Genomic DNA, 17,944 nt, shown 5'->3' with positions numbered 1-17,944 from the left:
TGGTAACACCCGGTAAAAAGCCCCGCACTGCCGGGGCTTTTTTGTGGCCGCCTGGATCACTTAGGCTGAGCGTCCCTTCCGAGCAAGGATGCTCATGATGCATTTACTGATTGCCCTTCTACTCAGCGCCCTGGCGTTTCCAGCCTGGGCCGAAGACTGCCCCGAAGAGGCACGCTCACAGGTCGGCACCCTGGCTGAACAGCTCAAGCTCTGGGATGACAGTTACCACCGGCTCGGTCAGTCCCCGGTCAGCGACGAGCTGTACGACCAGGCCCGACAGCGCCTGGCGCGGTGGCAGGCCTGTTTTGCGCAAACGCAGTCGACGGCTGATAACCCGCTGGCAGGTGCACGCGGTACGCAGCCTCATCCAGTCGCTCATACCGGCCTGGAAAAGCTGGTGGATGAAGGGGCCGTGGGTGAGTGGCTCAAGACACGCCAGGACGTCTGGATCCAGCCCAAGGTCGACGGCGTTGCGGTGACGCTGGTGTATCGCAAAGGCCGCCTGAGCCAGCTCATCAGCCGTGGCGACGGCCTGCTCGGTCAGGACTGGACAGCCGCCGCGCGCAAGATCCAGGGCATTGTCCAGCAACTGCCAGAGCCCATCGACCTGGTGCTGCAAGGCGAACTCTATTGGCGTCTTGACGATCATGTGCAGTCCGAACACGGCGGGCTCAGTGCCCGCAGCAAAGTGGCGGGGCTGATGAATCGCCGACAGTTAAGCGATGCCGAGGCCTCCAGGATCGGGCTATTCGTCTGGGCCTGGCCCGACGGCCCGACAGACTTCAGCACGCGCCTGGCCACCCTGGCGCGCTGGGGGTTCACCGATAGCCGCCGCTACAGCCATCCCGTGCAAAACCTCACTGAAGCCGCGCATTGGCGCAGGTACTGGTACAACCATCCGCTGCCCTTTGCCAGCGATGGCGTGGTGCTGCACCAGGCCCGGCACGCACCTGCCAAGCGCTGGCAGGTCAGCGCGCCGTATTGGGCGGTCGCCTGGAAATACCCGATAACCAGGGCTTTGGCGCTGGTACGCAAGGTGCAGTTCAAGATCGGCCGCACGGGGCGTATCACGCCCATTCTGGAACTGGAGTCGGTGCGACTGGACGACCGGCAAATCCGCCGCGTCAGCGTCGGCTCCTTGAAACACTGGCATGCACTGGATATCCGCCCCGGCGATCAGGTCTCCATCAGCCTTGCCGGCCAAGTGATTCCTCGGTTGGAGCAAGTGATCCTGCGCAACGAGACCAGGGTGGCGGTGCAAGTACCGGATGCGCGCAACTTCCACGCCTTGAGTTGTTGGCAACTGGACCCTGGCTGCGAAGAGCAATTGCTCGCGCGCCTGACCTGGCTGAGCAGCAACCAGGGACTGGCCCTGCCTTATATGGGCCGCGAGACCTGGAACGCATTGATCCAGGCCGGTCTAATCGCAGGCATTCTCGATTGGTTAACCCTGGATGCGGCAGAGCTTGCTAACATTGACGGCTTCGGTGATCGCCGCCGTGCCCGGGTGCTCGACAGCCTGCAAAGCGCGCGGCAACGGCCCTTTGCACAATGGCTAAAAGCCCTGGGCGTACCGCCTTCGGCGCGCAACGATCTGGAGGGTGGCTGGCAGGCCCTGGCAGCCAAAGACACGCAAGCCTGGCTGGCCACCGACGGCATTGGCCCGGGCCGCGCGGCGCAATTGAGCGCTTTTTTTCGCGACCCGCAAGTACAAGCGTTAGCTGAAACATTACGCGTGGCTGGAATTGACGGGTTTTAAGCCCAACCCGGCCACTTTTACTCCCGGCAGAATTCACCCTGCCATCCGATTGCGACCTTGGAGCCTCACATGAAATTTCTAGCCCCACTTGCCTTGTTGGCCACCGTAAGCCTGGCGAACATGCCGCTGCTGGCCGCCGAAGAAGTGCCGGAACTCACCGGCTGCGCCGCCAAGCGCCAGGCCATCAGCGCACAAATCGAACAAGCCAAGACCCATGGCAACAGCGAACAACAAGCCGGCCTGGAAAAAGCCCTGAGCGAAGTCACCGCCCACTGCACCGATGCGTCCTTGCGCAAAGAACGCGAGAACAAAGTGCTCGACGCCAAGCACGAAGTCACCCGCCGTCAGGCCGACCTCGACAAGGCGATGAAAAAAGGCGATGCCGACAAGATCAACAAACGCAAAGACAAGCTGGCTCAGTCGCGCAAAGAACTGCAGGAGGCTGTCGACGAACTCGACAAATAAAACCGGTCAGTGGTCGCGAAACTGTTTATGGCAGGCCGTGCAGGCATCTTCGACTTTCTGCACCGCAGGCCCCAGGTTGCTGGCCTTGTAGGGCTGCACCTGGCTTGCGATTACCAATTCACCGGTAGCCGTTTCAAGGTTTCGGGCCAGCTCCTGGAAGCGTGCCTGCTGTTGCCACACAGTATCCTTGGCGCTGGTGTGATCTTCCTCACGCACACTCGGGAAATGCTTCCACGGTTCGTGGGACAACGCATCGAGCTTGACCGCGCCTTCGGCGAACTTCGCGCCGTCGAACGGGATACGCCCACGCAGCATGCCGCCCAGGTCTTCGCCGGTCTTGAGCATCTGCTTGAAGATGGCCTTGCGTTGGCCCAGCGGCGAATTAGGATCGACACCGCCGCAGGCGGACAAGGTCAGGCAGGCCAGCAATACCACGGTCAGTTTTTTAAAAGTCATGATGGCTTCAGGGTCACGGGAAACGGCGGCCAGTATCCTCGCCCCGCCCGCAAAGACCAATAGCCCTATTAATAATAAGGGTTGCCCGAATGCGCTGCGGCGCAGGCAACCGCTTCAGGAATTACGTGTATGAATGTCACCTTGAAACGCTGGAGCCGCCGAATGGTGTGGGCTCTGCCGATGGTTGCGCTGCTGGCCGGTTGCGATGGCGGCAAAGACACCGGCAAAAAAGATGAAGCGGCCAAGCCCCATGCCGTCGCCACCTATGTCAGTGCACCGTGGGAAGCGCTGCCGGTGGTTTCCGACAGCGACCTGCTGGCCGGGTTTGAATCCTGGCGCAGTGCCTGCCAGCGCCTAAAAGCTGATCCGGTGTGGGGCGCAACCTGTGCCGCCGCCACCACCGTACCGGGCGATGCCGTAGCCGTGCGCGATTTTCTCAAGGAGCGCCTGGATGTGTTCGGCCTGCGCTCGGCCGACAACACACCCAATGGCCTGATCACCGGCTACTACGAGCCGGTCTACCCCGGCAGCCTGACCGAAACCGCCACCGCCCATGTGCCGGTGTACGGCGTGCCGGACGACCTGATCATCGTCAACCTGGAAAGCATCTACCCGGAACTCAAAGGCAAGCGCCTGCGCGGCCGCCTCGAGGGCCGTGTACTCAAGCCGTATGACGACGCCAGCACCATCAACGGCCAAGGCTCCACTGCCAAGCCGATTGCCTGGCTGACCAACCCGATGGACCTGCAATTCCTGCAGATTCAAGGCTCGGGGCGTATTCAACTGGCCGGTGGGCGCCAATTGCGCGTGGGCTATGGCGACCAGAATGGTTACCCGTACCGCCCGATCGGCCGCTGGCTGGTGGAGCAAGGCGAACTGAAAAAAGAAGACGTGACCATGGGCGCCATCAGCGCCTGGGCCAAGGCCAACCCGCAGCGCATTCCGCAATTGTTGGCGAGCAACCCCAGCTACGTGTTTTTCAGCGCCCGCCCGGACAGCAACGAAGGCCCGCGCGGCTCACTGAATGTGCCGCTGACGGCGGGTTACAGCGTGGCGGTGGACCGCAAGGTGATTCCGCTGGGCAGCCTGTTGTGGCTGTCGACCACCAAACCCGATGGCTCGCCCATCGCACGGCCCGTCGCCGCGCAGGACACCGGCGGCGCGATCACCGGCGAAGTGCGCGCAGACTTGTTCTGGGGCACCGGTGACGCGGCGGGTGAGCTGGCGGGGAATATGAAGCAGCAGGGGCAGATCTGGATGCTGTGGCCCAAGGGCGCGGCGTTGCCCCACGTGCAGGATGCGCCTGCCGGCACCTGAATAACGCTGAAGAACCCATGTGTGCGGGCCTGTGTGGGAGCTGGCTTGCCTGCGATAGCATCACCGCGGTGTAACTGACATACCGAGGTGCCCGAATCGCAGGCAAGCCAGCTCCCACACAAGCCAGCTCCCACAGGGAATTACGTCAAACCTCTAGATCGACACAAAAAAGAAACTCGCAATCAACGCCATCCCCACCGCCCACACCAGCGAACGCAGCATCGCCCAGTCGGCCAGGTAGCAAATGATGTACAGCAGCCGACTGGTGATAAACAGCACCGCCAGTACATTGATGGTCACCAGCGACGCCGTACCGGCCAGGTGCGCGATGATTACCGCCGCTGCAAACGCAGGCGTCACTTCAAAGCTGTTGAGCTGGGCATTGTGGGCGCGCTTGGCGACGCCTTCGACGGTATCCAGGAAGGCACGCGGGTCGTGGTTCTGCCGCGGGCCGAACTTGCCACCGCTGAACTTGGCCACCCCCGTGCACAGGTAAGGCAGGAATATTGCGATCAACACACACCAGAAAGCGGCCGTCATGATGGATTCCTTTTTTTGTTTTAAATAGAAATTAGAGTTTTAGCACTATAACTGCAATATCGCACTCACCGGCTATGAACCGAGGCGCGCCGAAAGGTTCTATCAGGCTTTTAGCCGGTGCCTTGAAACATCCCGCAGCTGGTGCGGTCCATCCCAGCAATAACGACCTTCCCTCACTTCCAAGGACCTCGGATGCTTGAACTTGTCGCCGCCTTTATTTGCCTTACCACCCTGCTCACCTATGTGAACTACCGATTTATCGGGCTGCCGCCCACTATCGGTGTGATGGTCACGGCCCTGGTGTTCTCCCTGATTTTGCAAGGCCTGAGCCTTATCGGCTACCCAGGCCTCGAAGAACGTATCCAGCAGTTAATCGGCCAGATCGACTTCGGCGACTTGCTGATGAACTGGATGCTGTCGTTCCTGCTGTTCGCCGGCGCCTTGCACGTCAACCTCAACGACCTGCGCAGCTATCGCTGGCCCATCGGCCTGCTGGCGACCTTCGGCGTATTGATCGCCACCGTGGTCATCGGCAGCCTGGCGTACTACATCTTTGCCCTGTTCGGCTGGCACGTCAGCTTCCTCTACTGCCTGCTTTTCGGTGCACTGATTTCGCCCACCGACCCGATTGCGGTGTTGGGCGTGCTGCGAACCGCCAACGCCTCCAAACCACTGAAAACCACCATCGTCGGCGAATCGCTGTTCAACGACGGCACCGCAGTGGTGGTGTTTACCGTACTGCTGGGCATCGCACAGCTGGGCGAAACACCGACCGTCGGCGCCACGGCCATGCTGTTCGCCCATGAAGCGATTGGCGGCGTGGTGTTCGGCGGGCTGATCGGCTACTTGGTGTACCTGATGATCAAGAGCATCGAGCAGCATCAGATCGAAGTGATGCTGACTCTCGCGCTGGTGATCGGCGGTTCGGCAATGGCGACCGAACTGCACGTTTCGGCGCCGATTGCCATGGTGGTGGCCGGGCTGATCATCGGCAACCTGGGGCGCAAGCTGGCCATGAACGACATGACCCGCCGCTACCTCGACGGCTTCTGGGAGTTGCTCGATGACATGCTCAACGCCCTGCTGTTTGCACTGATCGGCATGGAGCTGCTGCTGTTGCCGTTCAACTGGCTGCACGTACTGGCCGCCAGCTTGCTGGCCGTGGCGATCCTGGCCTCACGCCTGCTGACCGTGGCCCCGGCGATCCTGTTGCTGCGCCGCTGGCGCACGGTGCCACGCGGCACTATCCGCATTCTCACCTGGGGTGGTTTGCGCGGTGGCGTCTCGGTAGCACTGGCGCTGGCCCTGCCGCTTGGCCCGGAACGCGACTTGCTGCTGAGCATCACCTACATCGTGGTGCTGTCGTCGATCCTGTTGCAGGGTTTGAGCATCGGCAAGCTGGTCAAGCATGTGACCAAAGATGAGCCTGCACCGCCAACCGAGGCTCACTGATTGAGGCCGGCGGCGGATTCATTTCGCCGCCGGCGCCTGCGATCAATGGGCCTGCACGATGATCTGGCTTTTGAGGTCATTGAACATCGCCTCGATCATCGGCTGCATACTCTTGAACCACTCAGGGCTGCACACCGCTTCGGGGTGGTTAAAGGCAAGCGTGCGGGAAACCAGCACGGTATTGCCGCTGCGCTCATAACTGGCGTCGTAGGTTACATCCGCGCCCTTGAGCGAAACGGTCTTGGGCAGCGCCAGAATAGTCAACGACGCGGGGAACTCGAAGCGGGCCTTTTCAACGCTCTCGCCGGCAAAGCAGGTGAAGTTCTGCACCCGCTTCTTTTCTACCGACAGGACCTGCACATCCTGGGCGATATAGCTTCCCAGGCGACTGAGTGCCGGTACACCGATCGGCCCAGGCACGTTGACGAGGTTTTCCGTGCGCCCGGCCAACGTGGTGTTGAAGCCGGACGCATCACCGTCCAGCGCATCTGTTTGCAGGGTGCCGTTGCCCGCCTGGCCTGAGCTGCGCAGCATTTTCTGGATCATCTGATCACGCTCCGCCGGCTGCTGAGACCTGATCCAAAAACGCGTCGCTTCGGTACGCCAACCCTCGGCGAGGGACGTTTGCGTAAAGTCTGCCGCGCCCTTGTCATCGACCTTGAACACCAGTTCACTCGATAGCTTGCTCGGCTGAGTGGCCGGGGTACGTGCCATCTCGCCAGTACGCGTCAACAACACCGGCTTGTCCAAGTCCTGCAGTGGCAAGTAACCGGCAGCGATGAAACTGGCGGTGGAGTCCAGGTAGAGGTCCAGGCTTGGCACATAGGTGATCGCATGGTTGAGCACGCGTAACGCCGCCACCTTGGGCAAAACATAGGCATTGCCGGCGTTGATCAACACCGGTGAGCTGTCGATGCCAACGGCCTTGAGCATGGCTTCCAGCAGGGCCACATGGTCCTTGCAGTCGCCGTAACGGTTGTCCAGCACCGATTGCGCCAGGTGCGGCACCACGCCGCCGGCGTCGATGTACACCGCCACATAACGGATGTTCTTGCGCACCCAATCGCTGAGCACCAGGGCCTTGGCCCGAGGCGTTGGCTGGTCGGCGGTGAGCCTGTGCGCCAATTCGGTGATTTGCGGTGTGACCTCAACCTTGGCACGTGCCTCATAAGCCCTGGCCAGGTCTTTGTAGGTTGCAAAGGTCGAAACAGCGAGGAGTTGGCCATAGTCGGTGTAGGCCACCGCGCCTTGTTCGGGCCGGGTTTTGTCGGCCGGCACGTAGTCCCATCGGTACACCTTACGCCCAACCGCTGCGGCCGAAGTGGAGGCTTTGAAACCCCGGGCCTCGGCGTACAAAGGCTTGTCGGCCGGCAAGTCGTAGATCAGGGAGTAATCCAGCGTGGGGCTCAAGCTCGCCGTGGAGAAGTCGGTAAACTCGCCAGGAAACAGCGCCGTGTGGCGTATTCGCTTGTAACGCAAGCTCAGACGATCACCCACTGCCACCTCAGGAAAAATCACCACCTTGACCCGCGAATCCTGAAACATCGGAGCATTGGCCGAGGCCTGCTCCTGTTGTTCCCTGATCTGTGGCGCGGTGACCATTACCCTGCGCCCATCGGGCTTGAGCGTGAACGCCTCGATAATCTCCAGGCTATCCAATGAGCGGTTATAACTGACCGCTTGCTGGGCACTGGACCTGATGGCCCGCTCTTCATTGATCAGCACGACCTTATCGGCATCCACCACATAGCTGCCGTCGGCATTGATCACGTAGCGCTGAGTTTGCTTTTCGATGGTCACGGAGCGATCCGCAGCATCATCCTTGGCCTGTGCCACGCCGAAAACGCCCACCGCCAATACCAGCGTGCACCAACTGCGCCCCCGCAAAAAAGGGAAAGTCCGCATAAAGATCCTTCTTTCATGAATGGAAAACCGCGCAGCGACTTTGCCATTCATTTATGACGAATCAGCTTACTCGTCCTTGTTCACCCGCTGGGGATGGCGCGGGTCTGCGGGCTTGCCCGGCAAGCTGCTCTCACTGCGAATCTGCGCATGGCTGATCAGCGCAAAAATGAAACTGCCGCCGATGATATTGCCTGCCAGGGTCGGCCCAGCGAACACCAGCCAGAAGTCCTTCCACGGCAGTTCGCCGGCAAACACCAGGTACGACACTTCCGCCGAACCGACGACGATGTGGGTGAAGTCCCCCAGCGCCATCAGGTAAGTGATCAGGATGATGATGAACATCTTCGCGCTTTCCATGGACGGGATCATCCACACCATGGTGGCGATCATCCAGCCGGAAATAATGCCCTTGGCGAACATCTGGCCGGGGTCGTTTTCCATGACCTTGCGGCCGATTTCGAGAAAGGCCATGTCGGTCTTGGTGTCGAAGATCGGCAGGTGCAGCATCACGTAGGCCACCAGCAAGGTGCCGCACAGGTTGCCCACCAGCACCACCGTCCACAACCGCAACAGGCGGCCGGCATTGGCCAGCGTCGGCTTGCTCATCACCGGCAGCACGGCGGTCAGGGTGTTTTCGGTGAACAATTGCTGGCGCGCGAGGATGACCGCGAGAAAGCCCGCGCAATAGCCAAAGCTGGCGATCACCTTGAAAGCTTCGCCATCCGGCAGGCGCGAGTTGAGCAACCCCATGCCCATCAGCGACAGGCCCATGGTCAGGCCGGCCGCCAACGCCGACCACCACAACGCAGCCACATTGCGTTCCAGTTCCTGATCGCCCTGGGTGCGGATGATTTCGTGCAGCACCGCCGCGCGGGGCGGCTGGTTGTTGTCGACGTCCTGTTGCTCTTCCTGCGACAGGTTGGGGGTTTTGCCGTCTGCTTGAGTCGCCATGGGTGTACCTGAACAGGTGGGTGTTGTTCAGGTACGACCTGTCGCCAGCCGCCAGCGTTCAATGCCCGCCGCCGCTGGGTTCGCAGTTACTCGGTTTCGTCTTTGAACTGGTCTTTGACGTACCTGATTTCTGTACGCCCGTGCGGTGCCGGCAAACCATCTTCGCCCAGGTTGACGAACACCATTTTCTCTACGGTGAGGATACTTTTGCGGGTGATCTTGTTGCGCACTTCACAGGTCAGGGTGATCGAGGTGCGGCCGAACTCGGTGGCGGTGATGCCCAGTTCGATGATGTCACCCTGGCGCGAGGCACTGACGAAGTTGATTTCGGAGATGTACTTGGTCACCACGCGTTGGTTGCCCAGTTGAACAATCGCGTAGATCGCCGCTTCTTCGTCGATCCAGCGCAGCAGGCTGCCGCCGAACAGGGTGCCGTTGGGGTTGAGGTCTTCGGGTTTTACCCATTTGCGGGTGTGGAAGTTCATGGTCACTCCAAAGCGTCTTGCCGAATGATGGGCAACATCATGGCAGAGCCCGCGCCCAAGCTCTATGCACCATTGCCTATCATGCCCATGCACGATCTGCATGTGGCCGACAGAAAGGCTTGGGAAGTGCCGCGCACACGGCTATAATCGCCACCGCTTCAAAACGGTCATCTTCGATTGATACCGTTCTCCCGCCACCTGTCCGAGGGGCGCTGCAGCAGGTTCAACCTGTCAGGCTCGGATGGGGCGTTGTTCGGCCTGGTTAGCCAGCTGGATACTAAACGCACAACGGCGCCCATTCGCACACTACGAATGGAGGCTCTTCATGAGCGCTGTAATCACGCCTGCAGGTTTTACCGACTACAAAGTCGCCGACATGTCCCTCGCTGCCTGGGGCCGTCGCGAAACCTTTATCGCCGAATCCGAAATGCCAGCCCTGATGGGCCTGCGCCGCAAGTACGCCGCTGAGCAGCCGCTCAAAGGCGCGAAGATCCTCGGCTGCATCCACATGACCATTCAGACTGCCGTGCTGATCGAAACCCTGGTTGCCCTGGGCGCCGAAGTACGTTGGTCGTCCTGCAACATTTTCTCGACTCAGGACCAGGCCGCTGCTGCTATCGCTGCTGCCGGTATCGCGGTTTATGCCTGGAAAGGCGAGACCGAAGAAGAGTACGAGTGGTGCCTGGAGCAAACCATCCTCAAAGATGGCGCGCCATGGGATGCCAACATGATCCTCGACGACGGCGGCGACCTGACCGAGCTGCTGCACAAGAAATACCCGCAGATTCTGGACCGCGTTCACGGTGTGACCGAAGAAACCACCACTGGCGTACACCGCCTGCTGGACATGCTGGCCAAGGGCGAGCTGAAAATCCCGGCCATCAATGTCAACGACTCGGTGACCAAGAGCAAGAACGACAACAAGTACGGCTGCCGTCACAGCCTCAACGATGCCATCAAGCGCGGCACCGACCACCTGCTGTCGGGCAAGCAAGCCCTGGTAATCGGCTACGGCGACGTGGGCAAGGGTTCGTCCCAGTCTCTGCGTCAGGAAGGCATGATCGTTAAAGTCTCCGAAGTTGACCCGATCTGCGCCATGCAAGCGTGCATGGACGGTTTCGAAGTGGTTTCGCCGTTCATCAACGGCCAGAACGACGGCACCGAAGCGAGCATCGACAAAGCCCTGCTGGGCAAGATCGACCTGATCGTGACCACCACCGGTAACGTGAATGTTTGCGACGCAAACATGCTCAAAGCCCTGAAGAAGCGCGCTGTAGTCTGCAACATCGGCCACTTCGACAACGAAATCGACACCGCTTTCATGCGCAAGAACTGGGCATGGGAAGAAGTGAAGCCGCAGGTACACAAGGTTCACCGTACCGGCGCTGGCGATTTCGACCCGCAGAACGACGACTACCTGATCCTGCTGGCTGAAGGCCGTCTGGTTAACCTGGGCAACGCCACCGGCCACCCAAGCCGCATCATGGATGGCTCGTTCGCCAACCAGGTCCTGGCGCAGATCTTCCTGTTCGGCCAGAAGTACGCCGACCTGTCGCCGGCCCAGAAAGCCGAGCGTCTGACCGTGGAAGTACTGCCGAAGAAACTCGACGAAGAAGTGGCCCTGGAAATGGTCCGCGGCTTCGGCGGCGTGGTGACTCAACTGACCAAGACCCAGGCCGACTACATCGGCGTGACCGTCGAAGGTCCGTTCAAGCCGCACGCTTACCGTTACTGATCGGCCCAGTGCCAGCTGCCATAGGGGAGCTGGCTTTTGTGAGAGCTGGCTTGTCGGATCGCCGCACCGCTGCGATAGCATCGCCTCGGTATTGCTGAAAAACCGAGGTGCCTGCATCGCGGGCAAGCCCGCTCCCACACCGGTATTCTGAGTTTCCATAGGTACGACCATGTCCCAAGACCGTCGCTACAGCTTCGAGTTTTTCCCGACCAAGACCGATGCTGGGCATGAAAAACTGATGGCGACTGCCAAGCAGTTGGCCAGCTACAACCCCGACTTCTTCTCCTGCACCTACGGCGCCGGCGGCTCGACCCGTGACCGCACGATCAACACCGTGCTGCAGCTCGAAAGCGAAGTCAAAGTTCCCGCCGCTCCGCACTTATCGTGCGTGGGCGACAGCAAGGCCGACCTGCGCAGCCTGCTGACCCAATACAAACAAGCCGGCATCAAGCGCATCGTCGCCCTGCGTGGCGACCTGCCGTCCGGCATGGGCATGGCCAGCGGCGAGCTGCGCTACGCCAATGACCTGGTGAGCTTCATCCGTGAAGAAAGCGGCGATCACTTCCATATCGAAGTGGCGGCTTACCCGGAGATGCACCCACAGGCGCGTAATTTCGAAGACGATTTGCAGAACTTCGTGCGCAAGGCCAATGCCGGTGCCGACAGCGCGATCACCCAGTACTTCTTCAACGCCGACAGCTACTTCTACTTTGTCGAGCGTGTACGGGCCATGGGTGTGAATATCCCTATCGTGCCGGGCATCATGCCGATCACCAACTACAGCAAGCTGGCGCGTTTCTCCGACGCCTGCGGTGCTGAAATCCCACGCTGGGTGCGCAAGCAACTGGAAGCTTATGGCGATGACGTCAAGAGCATCCAGGCGTTCGGCGAGCAGGTGATCACGCAGATGTGTGAACAATTGCTGCAAGGTGGCGCACCAGGGTTGCACTTCTACACCCTGAACCAGACTGAACCCAGCCTGGCCATCTGGAATAACCTCAAGCTGCCACGCTAAGGCTTGTTTGGTAATGCCAAGGCCCTCGTTTATACGAGGGCCTTTTGCTTTTAATGCGCCATATCAACTTGCCCGCGAATGCGTGTGCCAGAGCTTCTCTTTAGCGCAGGAGCATCGTAACCTCAGGGGATGCCCGTCATTCTCAAGCTGTTGACCGCTGTGCTTTTTGCTTGCCTGAGCTTCACCGCTTACGGCGAGAAATTGCGCGTTGTCACCGAGCCTTGGGCACCTTATGTGTACGACGACAACGGCAGCATGCGCGGCCTGGATTACGAAACCACGATGATCGTGTTCCAACGCCTGGGGGTGGAGGTGGAGTGGCAATTCCTGCCCTGGAAACGTTGCCTGGCCATGCTGGACCAGGGCCACGCCGATGGCGCACTGGATATTTTCCACAGCCATGAGCGCGACGCTTTGCTGCTTTACCCCAGCGAACCGTTGTCGGCTGTCGAGTTCGTGCTGTTCTATGCCAACGACCGCCCTCATCCGGCCCAGACCCTGGATGGCCTGCGCGGGCTGACGGTCGGCACGTCGCCAGGCTATCTGTATGGCGAGGCCTTCAGCGAATCCAGCCTGTTCGACCGCGAGCCGGCGCCCAGCCATGAGGCCAACTTCGGCAAACTGTCGCTGGGCCGCATTGACCTGGTGATTACGGACCGTCGAGTCGGCCAGCATGTGATCAAGGCCATGGGCCTGGAAGGCAAGGTCAGCCAGGCGCCGCTGGTGGTCAGCCGCCAGCCGCAATTTTTAGCCGTGCGCCGTGGCGCCGGCATGGACCTGCTGGTGCAACGCTTCGCCGCCGAGCTCAAGCGCTTCAAGCAAGAGCCTGCCTACGCAGCCTTAAGCGCCAAATATGGCGGAATCCAAGCCAATACCGCCCCTGAACACACCGTTGAGCAGCAGGAAAGCGGCGCGCCGTGATTGCTCTGTTATACTCCGGCCTTTCCGCCAGGCTCACGCCCGGCCGCTGAGGTCTTGAAAAAGGCACCTAACCCAGCTACTGCGCAGCTTTCAGCCCGCGCGAGCCGGTGGAGTGCCCGCCAGACGCAGCAGGACCGGACGGGGTTGCGCTCCCCTAAGCGCCATTCACGCCCGGCAAGATTATCCCTTTGGGCCAAGCCCTAACTAAAACAGGATTACTCATGTCCTTTGCTTCCCTCGGTCTCTCCGAGGCTTTAGTCCGCGCCATCGAGGCAGCGGGCTATACCGAGCCTACTCCGGTGCAACAGCGGGCCATTCCCGCCGTGTTGCAAGGTCGCGACCTGATGGTTGCGGCGCAGACAGGTACTGGTAAAACCGGTGGTTTCGCCCTCCCGATTCTGGAGCGGTTGTTCCCCAACGGTCACCCGGACAAATCCCAGCGTCACGGCCCGCGCCAACCCCGCGTACTGGTCCTGACCCCAACCCGCGAACTCGCCGCCCAAGTGCACGACAGCTTCAAGCTGTACGCCCGCGACTTGAAGTTCGTCAGCGCCTGCATCTTCGGCGGCGTCGGCATGAACCCACAGGTTCAGGCCATGTCTCGTGGTGTTGACGTGCTGGTAGCCTGCCCGGGTCGTTTGCTCGACCTGTGCGGCCAAGGCAGCGTCGATTTGTCCCACGTGGAAATCCTCGTGCTGGACGAAGCCGACCGCATGCTCGACATGGGCTTTGTCCATGACGTGAAAAAGGTCCTCGCCCGCCTGCCGGCCAAACGTCAGAACCTGCTGTTCTCGGCAACGTTCTCCCAAGACATCACCGCCCTGGCCGGCAAGCTGCTGCACAACCCGGAACGCATCGAAGTCACGCCGCCGAACACCACGGTCGAGCGTATCGAGCAACGCGTATTCCGCCTGGCCGCCAGCCACAAGCGTTCGCTGCTGGCGCACCTGATCACCCACGGCGCGTGGGAGCAGGTGCTGGTGTTTACCCGCACCAAGCACGGCGCCAACCGCCTGGCCGAGTACCTGGACAAGCACGGCCTCACGGCCGTCGCCATCCACGGTAACAAGAGCCAGAACGCGCGCACCAAAGCCCTGGCCGATTTCAAGGCCGGCACTGTGCGCATCCTGGTCGCCACCGATATCGCCGCGCGCGGCCTGGATATCGACCAATTGCCACACGTGGTCAACTTCGAGCTGCCGAACGTCGATGAAGATTACGTGCACCGTATCGGCCGTACCGGCCGTGCCGGTCGTTCGGGCGAGGCCATTTCCCTGGTCGCTCCGGACGAAGAAAAGCTGCTGAAAAGCATCGAGCGCATGACCAAGCAGAAAATCGCCGACGGCGACCTGATGGGCTTCGACTCCAGCGCCGTGGAGGCCGAAAAGCCTGAAGCGCGCGAGCGTCCGGACGTGCGTAACCCACGCAACCCACGCGGTCCGAAGGGCGATGGCCCGAACGGCGGCGGTGGTGGCGGTGGCCGCCGCGACAAGGGCAAAGACAAAGGCGGCAAGGAAAAAGCGCCTACCAACGGCCGTGGCGAACGCCCAGCCCGTGAGCAGAAGCCCCGTGAAGGCACCCCGGCCCGCGAACAGCGCCAGCCGAGCCAGCCGCCACGTGCCGCTGCCGACCGCGCCCCGGACGAGTTCCTCGACGACGATGTGGATAACTTCGGTAACCGCGTTGACTACGTGCCTCAGGCCAAGCCGGCCCAGGGCCGTGGCCGCCGTCCAGGTGCCCCGGCACAAGGTGCGGGCGCAGGCACGGGTGCTCCACGTGGCGGCCAGCCACAGGGCGGTCGTCAAAATGGCCCGCGCAACAGCAGCGGCGGTACCACCGGTACGCCACCTGCCAAGCGCAACGGCCCGCGTAATGGCGCCCCCCGTGACGGCCAGGCCCGTCGTGAAGACTCGCGCAGCAACAACCGCCGTCCGGCTCGTGACGACCAGCCACGCTTGTCGGAACCCGCCGTGCAGAACCCGCGCGGTGGTCCGGCGCCGAAGATCATCCACAAGGAGTCGAAAGCGGATCGCTTCCCGACACCTGAGCAGCTGGATCAACTGCCAGGCCGCCCTCGTGGTGAAAAACCAGCGCTGCTGACCCGCAACCGCTGAGTTTTCGACGCTAACAAAAACGCCCCGATTAATCGGGGCGTTTTTGCATCCAGGCGTTAGCTTATTGATCAGCCACTTCACCGGCCTTATGAAAAAGCTTGGCAAAGATCATCCAGCGACCGTCAACTTTCATCAGGTTCAAATAATCAACCATCACGTTATTGAACAAGCGCAAGCGCACTTTGACGATGGCCATTTCCGGCGACATCACGTCAATCATCAATACCTCATCAAGCTGCGGAAAACCGCCTTCCTGCGGCGACTTTCGGCCTTGAACCATGGTCCGGTATTCCTCGAACGGCCGCACGACCACGGTCGAGTTCTGTGCGCTGTATAACACGCAGCCACGATGAAAGACTTGATCGAACGTATTCAAATCCTGAGTTTGCAACACACTAAAGTAATCGTTCAGAAACGCTTGAATCTCATCAATCATGGCGCACAACTCCCGACAGTTTCAACACGGTGTTATTTGAATAAATAACTTGCCGCCATTATTGATAGCCCACTCATTTCACGTATAGCGGCTATTATTAGGCTTTTCTGTGAAAGGAATTCACACTTTGAAACTGCCTCCCCTTGCCGCGCTGCGTGCTTTCGAGGCCTTGGCCCGACTGGGCAAAGTGAACCTGGCCGCCCTCGAACTGCACGTGACCCACAGTGCCGTCAGCCATCAGATTCGCGCCCTTGAAGAGTATCTGGGCCTCGCTTTGGTCATGCGCAACAAGCGCACGCTGATGCTGACGGATGAAGGCCGCGTGTATGCCTACCAGATCAGGCAGGGCCTGGGCGAAATCGCCGGGATCACCGAAAAACTGATGGCAAAAACCAGGCACCCACAGCTGACCGCTTCGGTGCTGCCTTCCTACGCCATGCATTGGTTGTTGCCGCGCCTGCATGATTTCAGGGCGGCTCACCCCGAGCTGCACTTGCGGCTGGAGTCGAGCATGGAGTTCGCCAGCTTCGAGCAAGGCCCGCTTGATTGCGCGATTCGCTTCGGTCATGGCCAGTGGCCGGATGTGCATTGCGAAACGCTGATGGGTGACTCATTGCTGGTGGTCGCCGCGCGCGACTTCAACCACGGCGTGCTGCCGGACACGGCGCAAGCCGTCCTTGAGCAGCCTTTGCTGCACGCCAGTGAGAGCTGGCCGATCTGGCTGGGCGCCGCAGGTATCGAGGGGCAACGTCCGCAAGCGCCGCTGGAGTTCACCGATTCCACGTTGATGCTCGAAGCTGTGCGGCTCGGGCACGGCGTCGCGCTGACACGCCGCTCGATTGCCCATGCACTGATTCAACGCGGGGAGCTGGTCCGGCTCACCGACATTGAACCGGCGCACACCTCACGCTATTACATAGTCTGGCCTGCGGGCAGCAAACCGTCGGCGCAGTTGACCTTATTGCACACTTGGCTCAAGGGCCAAGTGACGACGTATCAAGAAAGCCTTTGAACAGCGCACAGCAAAACGCCGACCCTGAGGTCGGCGCTTGGCGTTTGAAACAGCGAAATAATTACTTCGCTTTTACGCCTTCAAAAGTCACGTACAGCTCAACAGTGTTGGACGCTGGGCCCAGGTCCATCTGCTTGCCGAAGTCCTGACGGTTGAAGCTGGTAGTGCCTTCAAAGCCGGCACGGTAGCCGCCCCATGGATCCTTGCCTTCGCCCAGGAACGTGGCCTTGACCACGATCGGCTTGGTCACGCCATGAAAGGTCAGGTCGCCAGTCACGTCGGCAGTAACTTGGCCTGCAGCATTTTTACCGGTGGTTTTGACACTGGTGGAGACGAACTTGGCATCGGCAAACTTGCCAACGTCCAGGAAGTCTTTGCTGGCGATGTGCTTGTCACGTTCGGCGTGGTTAGTGAACACGCTGGCGGTACGGACGTTGAACTCGATTTTGCTGTCTTCAGGCTTGGCGGCGTCAAAGCTGAACTTACCGTCCAGATCCTTGAAAGTACCGGTGATGAAGCTATAGCCCAAGTGGCTGATCTTGAAGTCAACGAAGGCGTGCTGGCCTTCCTTGTCGACAACATAATCAGCGGCCATCGCCGAACCTGCGGACAGCAGTGCGGAACCGATTGCCAGAGCGGCGAGAGTCTTTTTCAACATGCTTTCTATTCCTTGTGAGTCGAGGTTGAACATCAGGCTTTGCGTCCCAGCATTCGTGTCAGGGTCGCATCACGATCGATAAAGTGGTGTTTAAACGCGGCCACGCCATGCAAACCGGCGAAGACCACCAACACCCAGGCCAGGTACAAATGCACCAAGCCGGCGTTGTCTGCCTGGTCCGGTAGCCCGGAAACCACGGCAGGAATCTCAAACAGGCCAAACACCGGGATACCGACACCGTCTGCGGTGGAAATCAGGTAACCGGCGATCATCACGGCAAACAGCCCGAGATACAGGAACGCGTGGCCAAACGCAGCGCCAATACGCGTCAAGCGGCTGTAGCTGGCCAAAGGTGGCGGTGGCGGGCTGACAATGCGCCAGACGATACGCACCAGCATGATGGCGAACAGCGTGATGCCAATGCTCTTGTGCAGGTCGGGCGCGTCTTTGCGCCAGGCGCTGTAGTAGTCGAGGCCGACCATCCACAGGCCCAGCGCGAACAAACCGAACACCACCAGGGCTACGCCCCAGTGCAAAACAATGCTGACCCAGCCATAACGGGCCGATGAATTACGTAGCTGCATGTCCCAAATCCCGTAAGAACTGTGCCCAAGACTAGCGATTTACCTATCGAATTAAAGCGGAAAATTTCGCTTTGAAATATCGAGAAATACGATCAAGAGAGTATGCACAGTACGTTAACAATGGATTAAGGACTATTCC

General features: G+C 60.3%; 17 protein-coding genes and 1 riboswitch. Of the genes, 9 read left to right on the top strand and 8 right to left on the bottom strand.

Annotated features, from left to right (window positions below; translation table 11 throughout):
• Positions 1-94: 94 nt before the first annotated feature.
• The gene (gene ligB, locus AOA62_RS28705; protein ID WP_099550361.1) at positions 95-1,759 is read left to right on the top strand and encodes an NAD-dependent DNA ligase LigB; all 1,665 of its coding nucleotides are present in this window, start codon (positions 95-97) and stop codon (positions 1,757-1,759) included.
• Positions 1,760-1,828: 69 nt separating this feature from the next.
• Complete coding sequence (locus tag AOA62_RS28700) at positions 1,829-2,224, top strand: DUF1090 domain-containing protein (RefSeq protein ID WP_099550360.1); 396 nt, start codon at positions 1,829-1,831, stop codon at positions 2,222-2,224.
• Positions 2,225-2,230: 6 nt separating this feature from the next.
• Here AOA62_RS28700 and AOA62_RS28695 read toward each other — a convergent pair whose 3' ends face one another.
• Positions 2,231-2,680 (bottom strand): cytochrome c, encoded by a 450-nt coding sequence (locus AOA62_RS28695; protein ID WP_017139404.1) that lies wholly within the window; start codon positions 2,678-2,680, stop codon positions 2,231-2,233.
• 129 nt (positions 2,681-2,809) lie between these two features.
• On the opposite strand from AOA62_RS28695, the gene AOA62_RS28690 reads away from it, so the two are divergent.
• Positions 2,810-3,997 (top strand): murein transglycosylase A, encoded by a 1,188-nt coding sequence (locus AOA62_RS28690; protein WP_099550359.1) that lies wholly within the window; start codon positions 2,810-2,812, stop codon positions 3,995-3,997.
• A gap of 153 nt (positions 3,998-4,150) precedes the next feature.
• On the opposite strand, the gene AOA62_RS28685 is transcribed toward AOA62_RS28690, so the two are convergent.
• Positions 4,151-4,537, bottom strand: coding sequence for an MAPEG family protein (locus AOA62_RS28685; RefSeq protein WP_017139406.1), 387 nt, complete (start codon positions 4,535-4,537; stop codon positions 4,151-4,153).
• Positions 4,538-4,729: 192 nt separating this feature from the next.
• Between AOA62_RS28685 and AOA62_RS28680 the strand changes: the two genes are divergently transcribed.
• Positions 4,730-5,989, top strand: coding sequence for a sodium:proton antiporter (locus AOA62_RS28680; protein WP_017139407.1), 1,260 nt, complete (start codon positions 4,730-4,732; stop codon positions 5,987-5,989).
• Positions 5,990-6,031: 42 nt separating this feature from the next.
• On the opposite strand, the gene AOA62_RS28675 is transcribed toward AOA62_RS28680, so the two are convergent.
• The 3 genes from AOA62_RS28675 to AOA62_RS28665 all read right to left on the bottom strand — a co-directional run bounded on the left by AOA62_RS28675 (position 6,032) and on the right by AOA62_RS28665 (position 9,330).
• Entirely contained in the window at positions 6,032-7,894 is a 1,863-nt protein-coding gene (locus AOA62_RS28675; protein WP_099550358.1) for a DUF3857 domain-containing transglutaminase family protein, read from the bottom strand.
• Positions 7,895-7,960: 66 nt separating this feature from the next.
• Entirely contained in the window at positions 7,961-8,845 is an 885-nt protein-coding gene (locus AOA62_RS28670; protein ID WP_017139409.1) for a formate/nitrite transporter family protein, read from the bottom strand.
• 86 nt (positions 8,846-8,931) lie between these two features.
• The gene (locus AOA62_RS28665; RefSeq protein WP_017139410.1) at positions 8,932-9,330 is read right to left on the bottom strand and encodes an acyl-CoA thioesterase; all 399 of its coding nucleotides are present in this window, start codon (positions 9,328-9,330) and stop codon (positions 8,932-8,934) included.
• Positions 9,331-9,528: 198 nt separating this feature from the next.
• A riboswitch (S-adenosyl-L-homocysteine riboswitch) is annotated at positions 9,529-9,634 on the top strand.
• Between the two features lie 21 nt (positions 9,635-9,655).
• On the opposite strand from AOA62_RS28665, the gene ahcY reads away from it, so the two are divergent.
• The 4 genes from ahcY (at position 9,656) to AOA62_RS28645 (ending at position 15,115) form a co-directional block, all read left to right on the top strand.
• Positions 9,656-11,065 (top strand): adenosylhomocysteinase, encoded by a 1,410-nt coding sequence (gene ahcY / locus AOA62_RS28660; protein ID WP_017139412.1) that lies wholly within the window; start codon positions 9,656-9,658, stop codon positions 11,063-11,065.
• Positions 11,066-11,234: 169 nt separating this feature from the next.
• The gene (gene metF / locus AOA62_RS28655) at positions 11,235-12,080 is read left to right on the top strand and encodes a methylenetetrahydrofolate reductase [NAD(P)H] (protein ID WP_017139413.1); all 846 of its coding nucleotides are present in this window, start codon (positions 11,235-11,237) and stop codon (positions 12,078-12,080) included.
• 129 nt (positions 12,081-12,209) lie between these two features.
• On the top strand, positions 12,210-13,001 hold the full coding sequence (locus AOA62_RS28650) for an ABC transporter substrate-binding protein (RefSeq protein ID WP_099550357.1): 792 nt from the start codon (positions 12,210-12,212) through the stop codon (positions 12,999-13,001).
• A 221-nt stretch (positions 13,002-13,222) separates the two neighbouring features.
• Positions 13,223-15,115 (top strand): DEAD/DEAH box helicase, encoded by a 1,893-nt coding sequence (locus tag AOA62_RS28645; protein ID WP_017139415.1) that lies wholly within the window; start codon positions 13,223-13,225, stop codon positions 15,113-15,115.
• 61 nt (positions 15,116-15,176) lie between these two features.
• Here the strand turns inward: AOA62_RS28645 and AOA62_RS28640 are convergent, their stop codons facing one another.
• Positions 15,177-15,551 (bottom strand): nuclear transport factor 2 family protein, encoded by a 375-nt coding sequence (locus AOA62_RS28640; protein ID WP_017139416.1) that lies wholly within the window; start codon positions 15,549-15,551, stop codon positions 15,177-15,179.
• A gap of 127 nt (positions 15,552-15,678) precedes the next feature.
• Here AOA62_RS28640 and AOA62_RS28635 point away from each other — a divergent pair, with 127 nt between their 5' ends.
• Complete coding sequence (locus tag AOA62_RS28635; RefSeq protein WP_099550356.1) at positions 15,679-16,563, top strand: LysR substrate-binding domain-containing protein; 885 nt, start codon at positions 15,679-15,681, stop codon at positions 16,561-16,563.
• A 61-nt stretch (positions 16,564-16,624) separates the two neighbouring features.
• On the opposite strand, the gene AOA62_RS28630 is transcribed toward AOA62_RS28635, so the two are convergent.
• Positions 16,625-17,221: a YceI family protein gene (locus tag AOA62_RS28630; protein WP_026013867.1), complete on the bottom strand. Its 597-nt coding sequence runs from the start codon at positions 17,219-17,221 to the stop codon at positions 16,625-16,627.
• Between the two features lie 32 nt (positions 17,222-17,253).
• Positions 17,254-17,805 (bottom strand): cytochrome b, encoded by a 552-nt coding sequence (locus AOA62_RS28625; RefSeq protein WP_099550355.1) that lies wholly within the window; start codon positions 17,803-17,805, stop codon positions 17,254-17,256.
• Between the last annotated feature and the right edge of the window lie 139 nt (positions 17,806-17,944).

Source organism: Pseudomonas sp. 2995-3 (genome assembly GCF_002742565.1).
Taxonomy (GTDB): Bacteria; Pseudomonadota; Gammaproteobacteria; order Pseudomonadales; family Pseudomonadaceae; genus Aquipseudomonas; species Aquipseudomonas edaphica.
This window is presented reverse-complemented; position numbering and strand designations above follow the sequence as displayed.

Coding starts and splice junctions, on each gene's coding strand:
- AOA62_RS28625 (WP_099550355.1), bottom strand. CDS start 17,805: ATGCAGCTACGTAATTCATCGGCCCGTTATGGCTGGGTCAGCATTGTT.
- AOA62_RS28700 (WP_099550360.1), top strand. CDS start 1,829: ATGAAATTTCTAGCCCCACTTGCCTTGTTGGCCACCGTAAGCCTGGCG.
- AOA62_RS28670 (WP_017139409.1), bottom strand. CDS start 8,845: ATGGCGACTCAAGCAGACGGCAAAACCCCCAACCTGTCGCAGGAAGAG.
- AOA62_RS28695 (WP_017139404.1), bottom strand. CDS start 2,680: ATGACTTTTAAAAAACTGACCGTGGTATTGCTGGCCTGCCTGACCTTG.
- AOA62_RS28680 (WP_017139407.1), top strand. CDS start 4,730: ATGCTTGAACTTGTCGCCGCCTTTATTTGCCTTACCACCCTGCTCACC.
- AOA62_RS28685 (WP_017139406.1), bottom strand. CDS start 4,537: ATGACGGCCGCTTTCTGGTGTGTGTTGATCGCAATATTCCTGCCTTAC.
- ahcY (WP_017139412.1), top strand. CDS start 9,656: ATGAGCGCTGTAATCACGCCTGCAGGTTTTACCGACTACAAAGTCGCC.
- AOA62_RS28665 (WP_017139410.1), bottom strand. CDS start 9,330: ATGAACTTCCACACCCGCAAATGGGTAAAACCCGAAGACCTCAACCCC.
- metF (WP_017139413.1), top strand. CDS start 11,235: ATGTCCCAAGACCGTCGCTACAGCTTCGAGTTTTTCCCGACCAAGACC.
- AOA62_RS28650 (WP_099550357.1), top strand. CDS start 12,210: ATGCCCGTCATTCTCAAGCTGTTGACCGCTGTGCTTTTTGCTTGCCTG.
- AOA62_RS28690 (WP_099550359.1), top strand. CDS start 2,810: ATGAATGTCACCTTGAAACGCTGGAGCCGCCGAATGGTGTGGGCTCTG.
- AOA62_RS28645 (WP_017139415.1), top strand. CDS start 13,223: ATGTCCTTTGCTTCCCTCGGTCTCTCCGAGGCTTTAGTCCGCGCCATC.
- AOA62_RS28640 (WP_017139416.1), bottom strand. CDS start 15,551: ATGATTGATGAGATTCAAGCGTTTCTGAACGATTACTTTAGTGTGTTG.
- ligB (WP_099550361.1), top strand. CDS start 95: ATGATGCATTTACTGATTGCCCTTCTACTCAGCGCCCTGGCGTTTCCA.
- AOA62_RS28630 (WP_026013867.1), bottom strand. CDS start 17,221: ATGTTGAAAAAGACTCTCGCCGCTCTGGCAATCGGTTCCGCACTGCTG.
- AOA62_RS28675 (WP_099550358.1), bottom strand. CDS start 7,894: ATGCGGACTTTCCCTTTTTTGCGGGGGCGCAGTTGGTGCACGCTGGTA.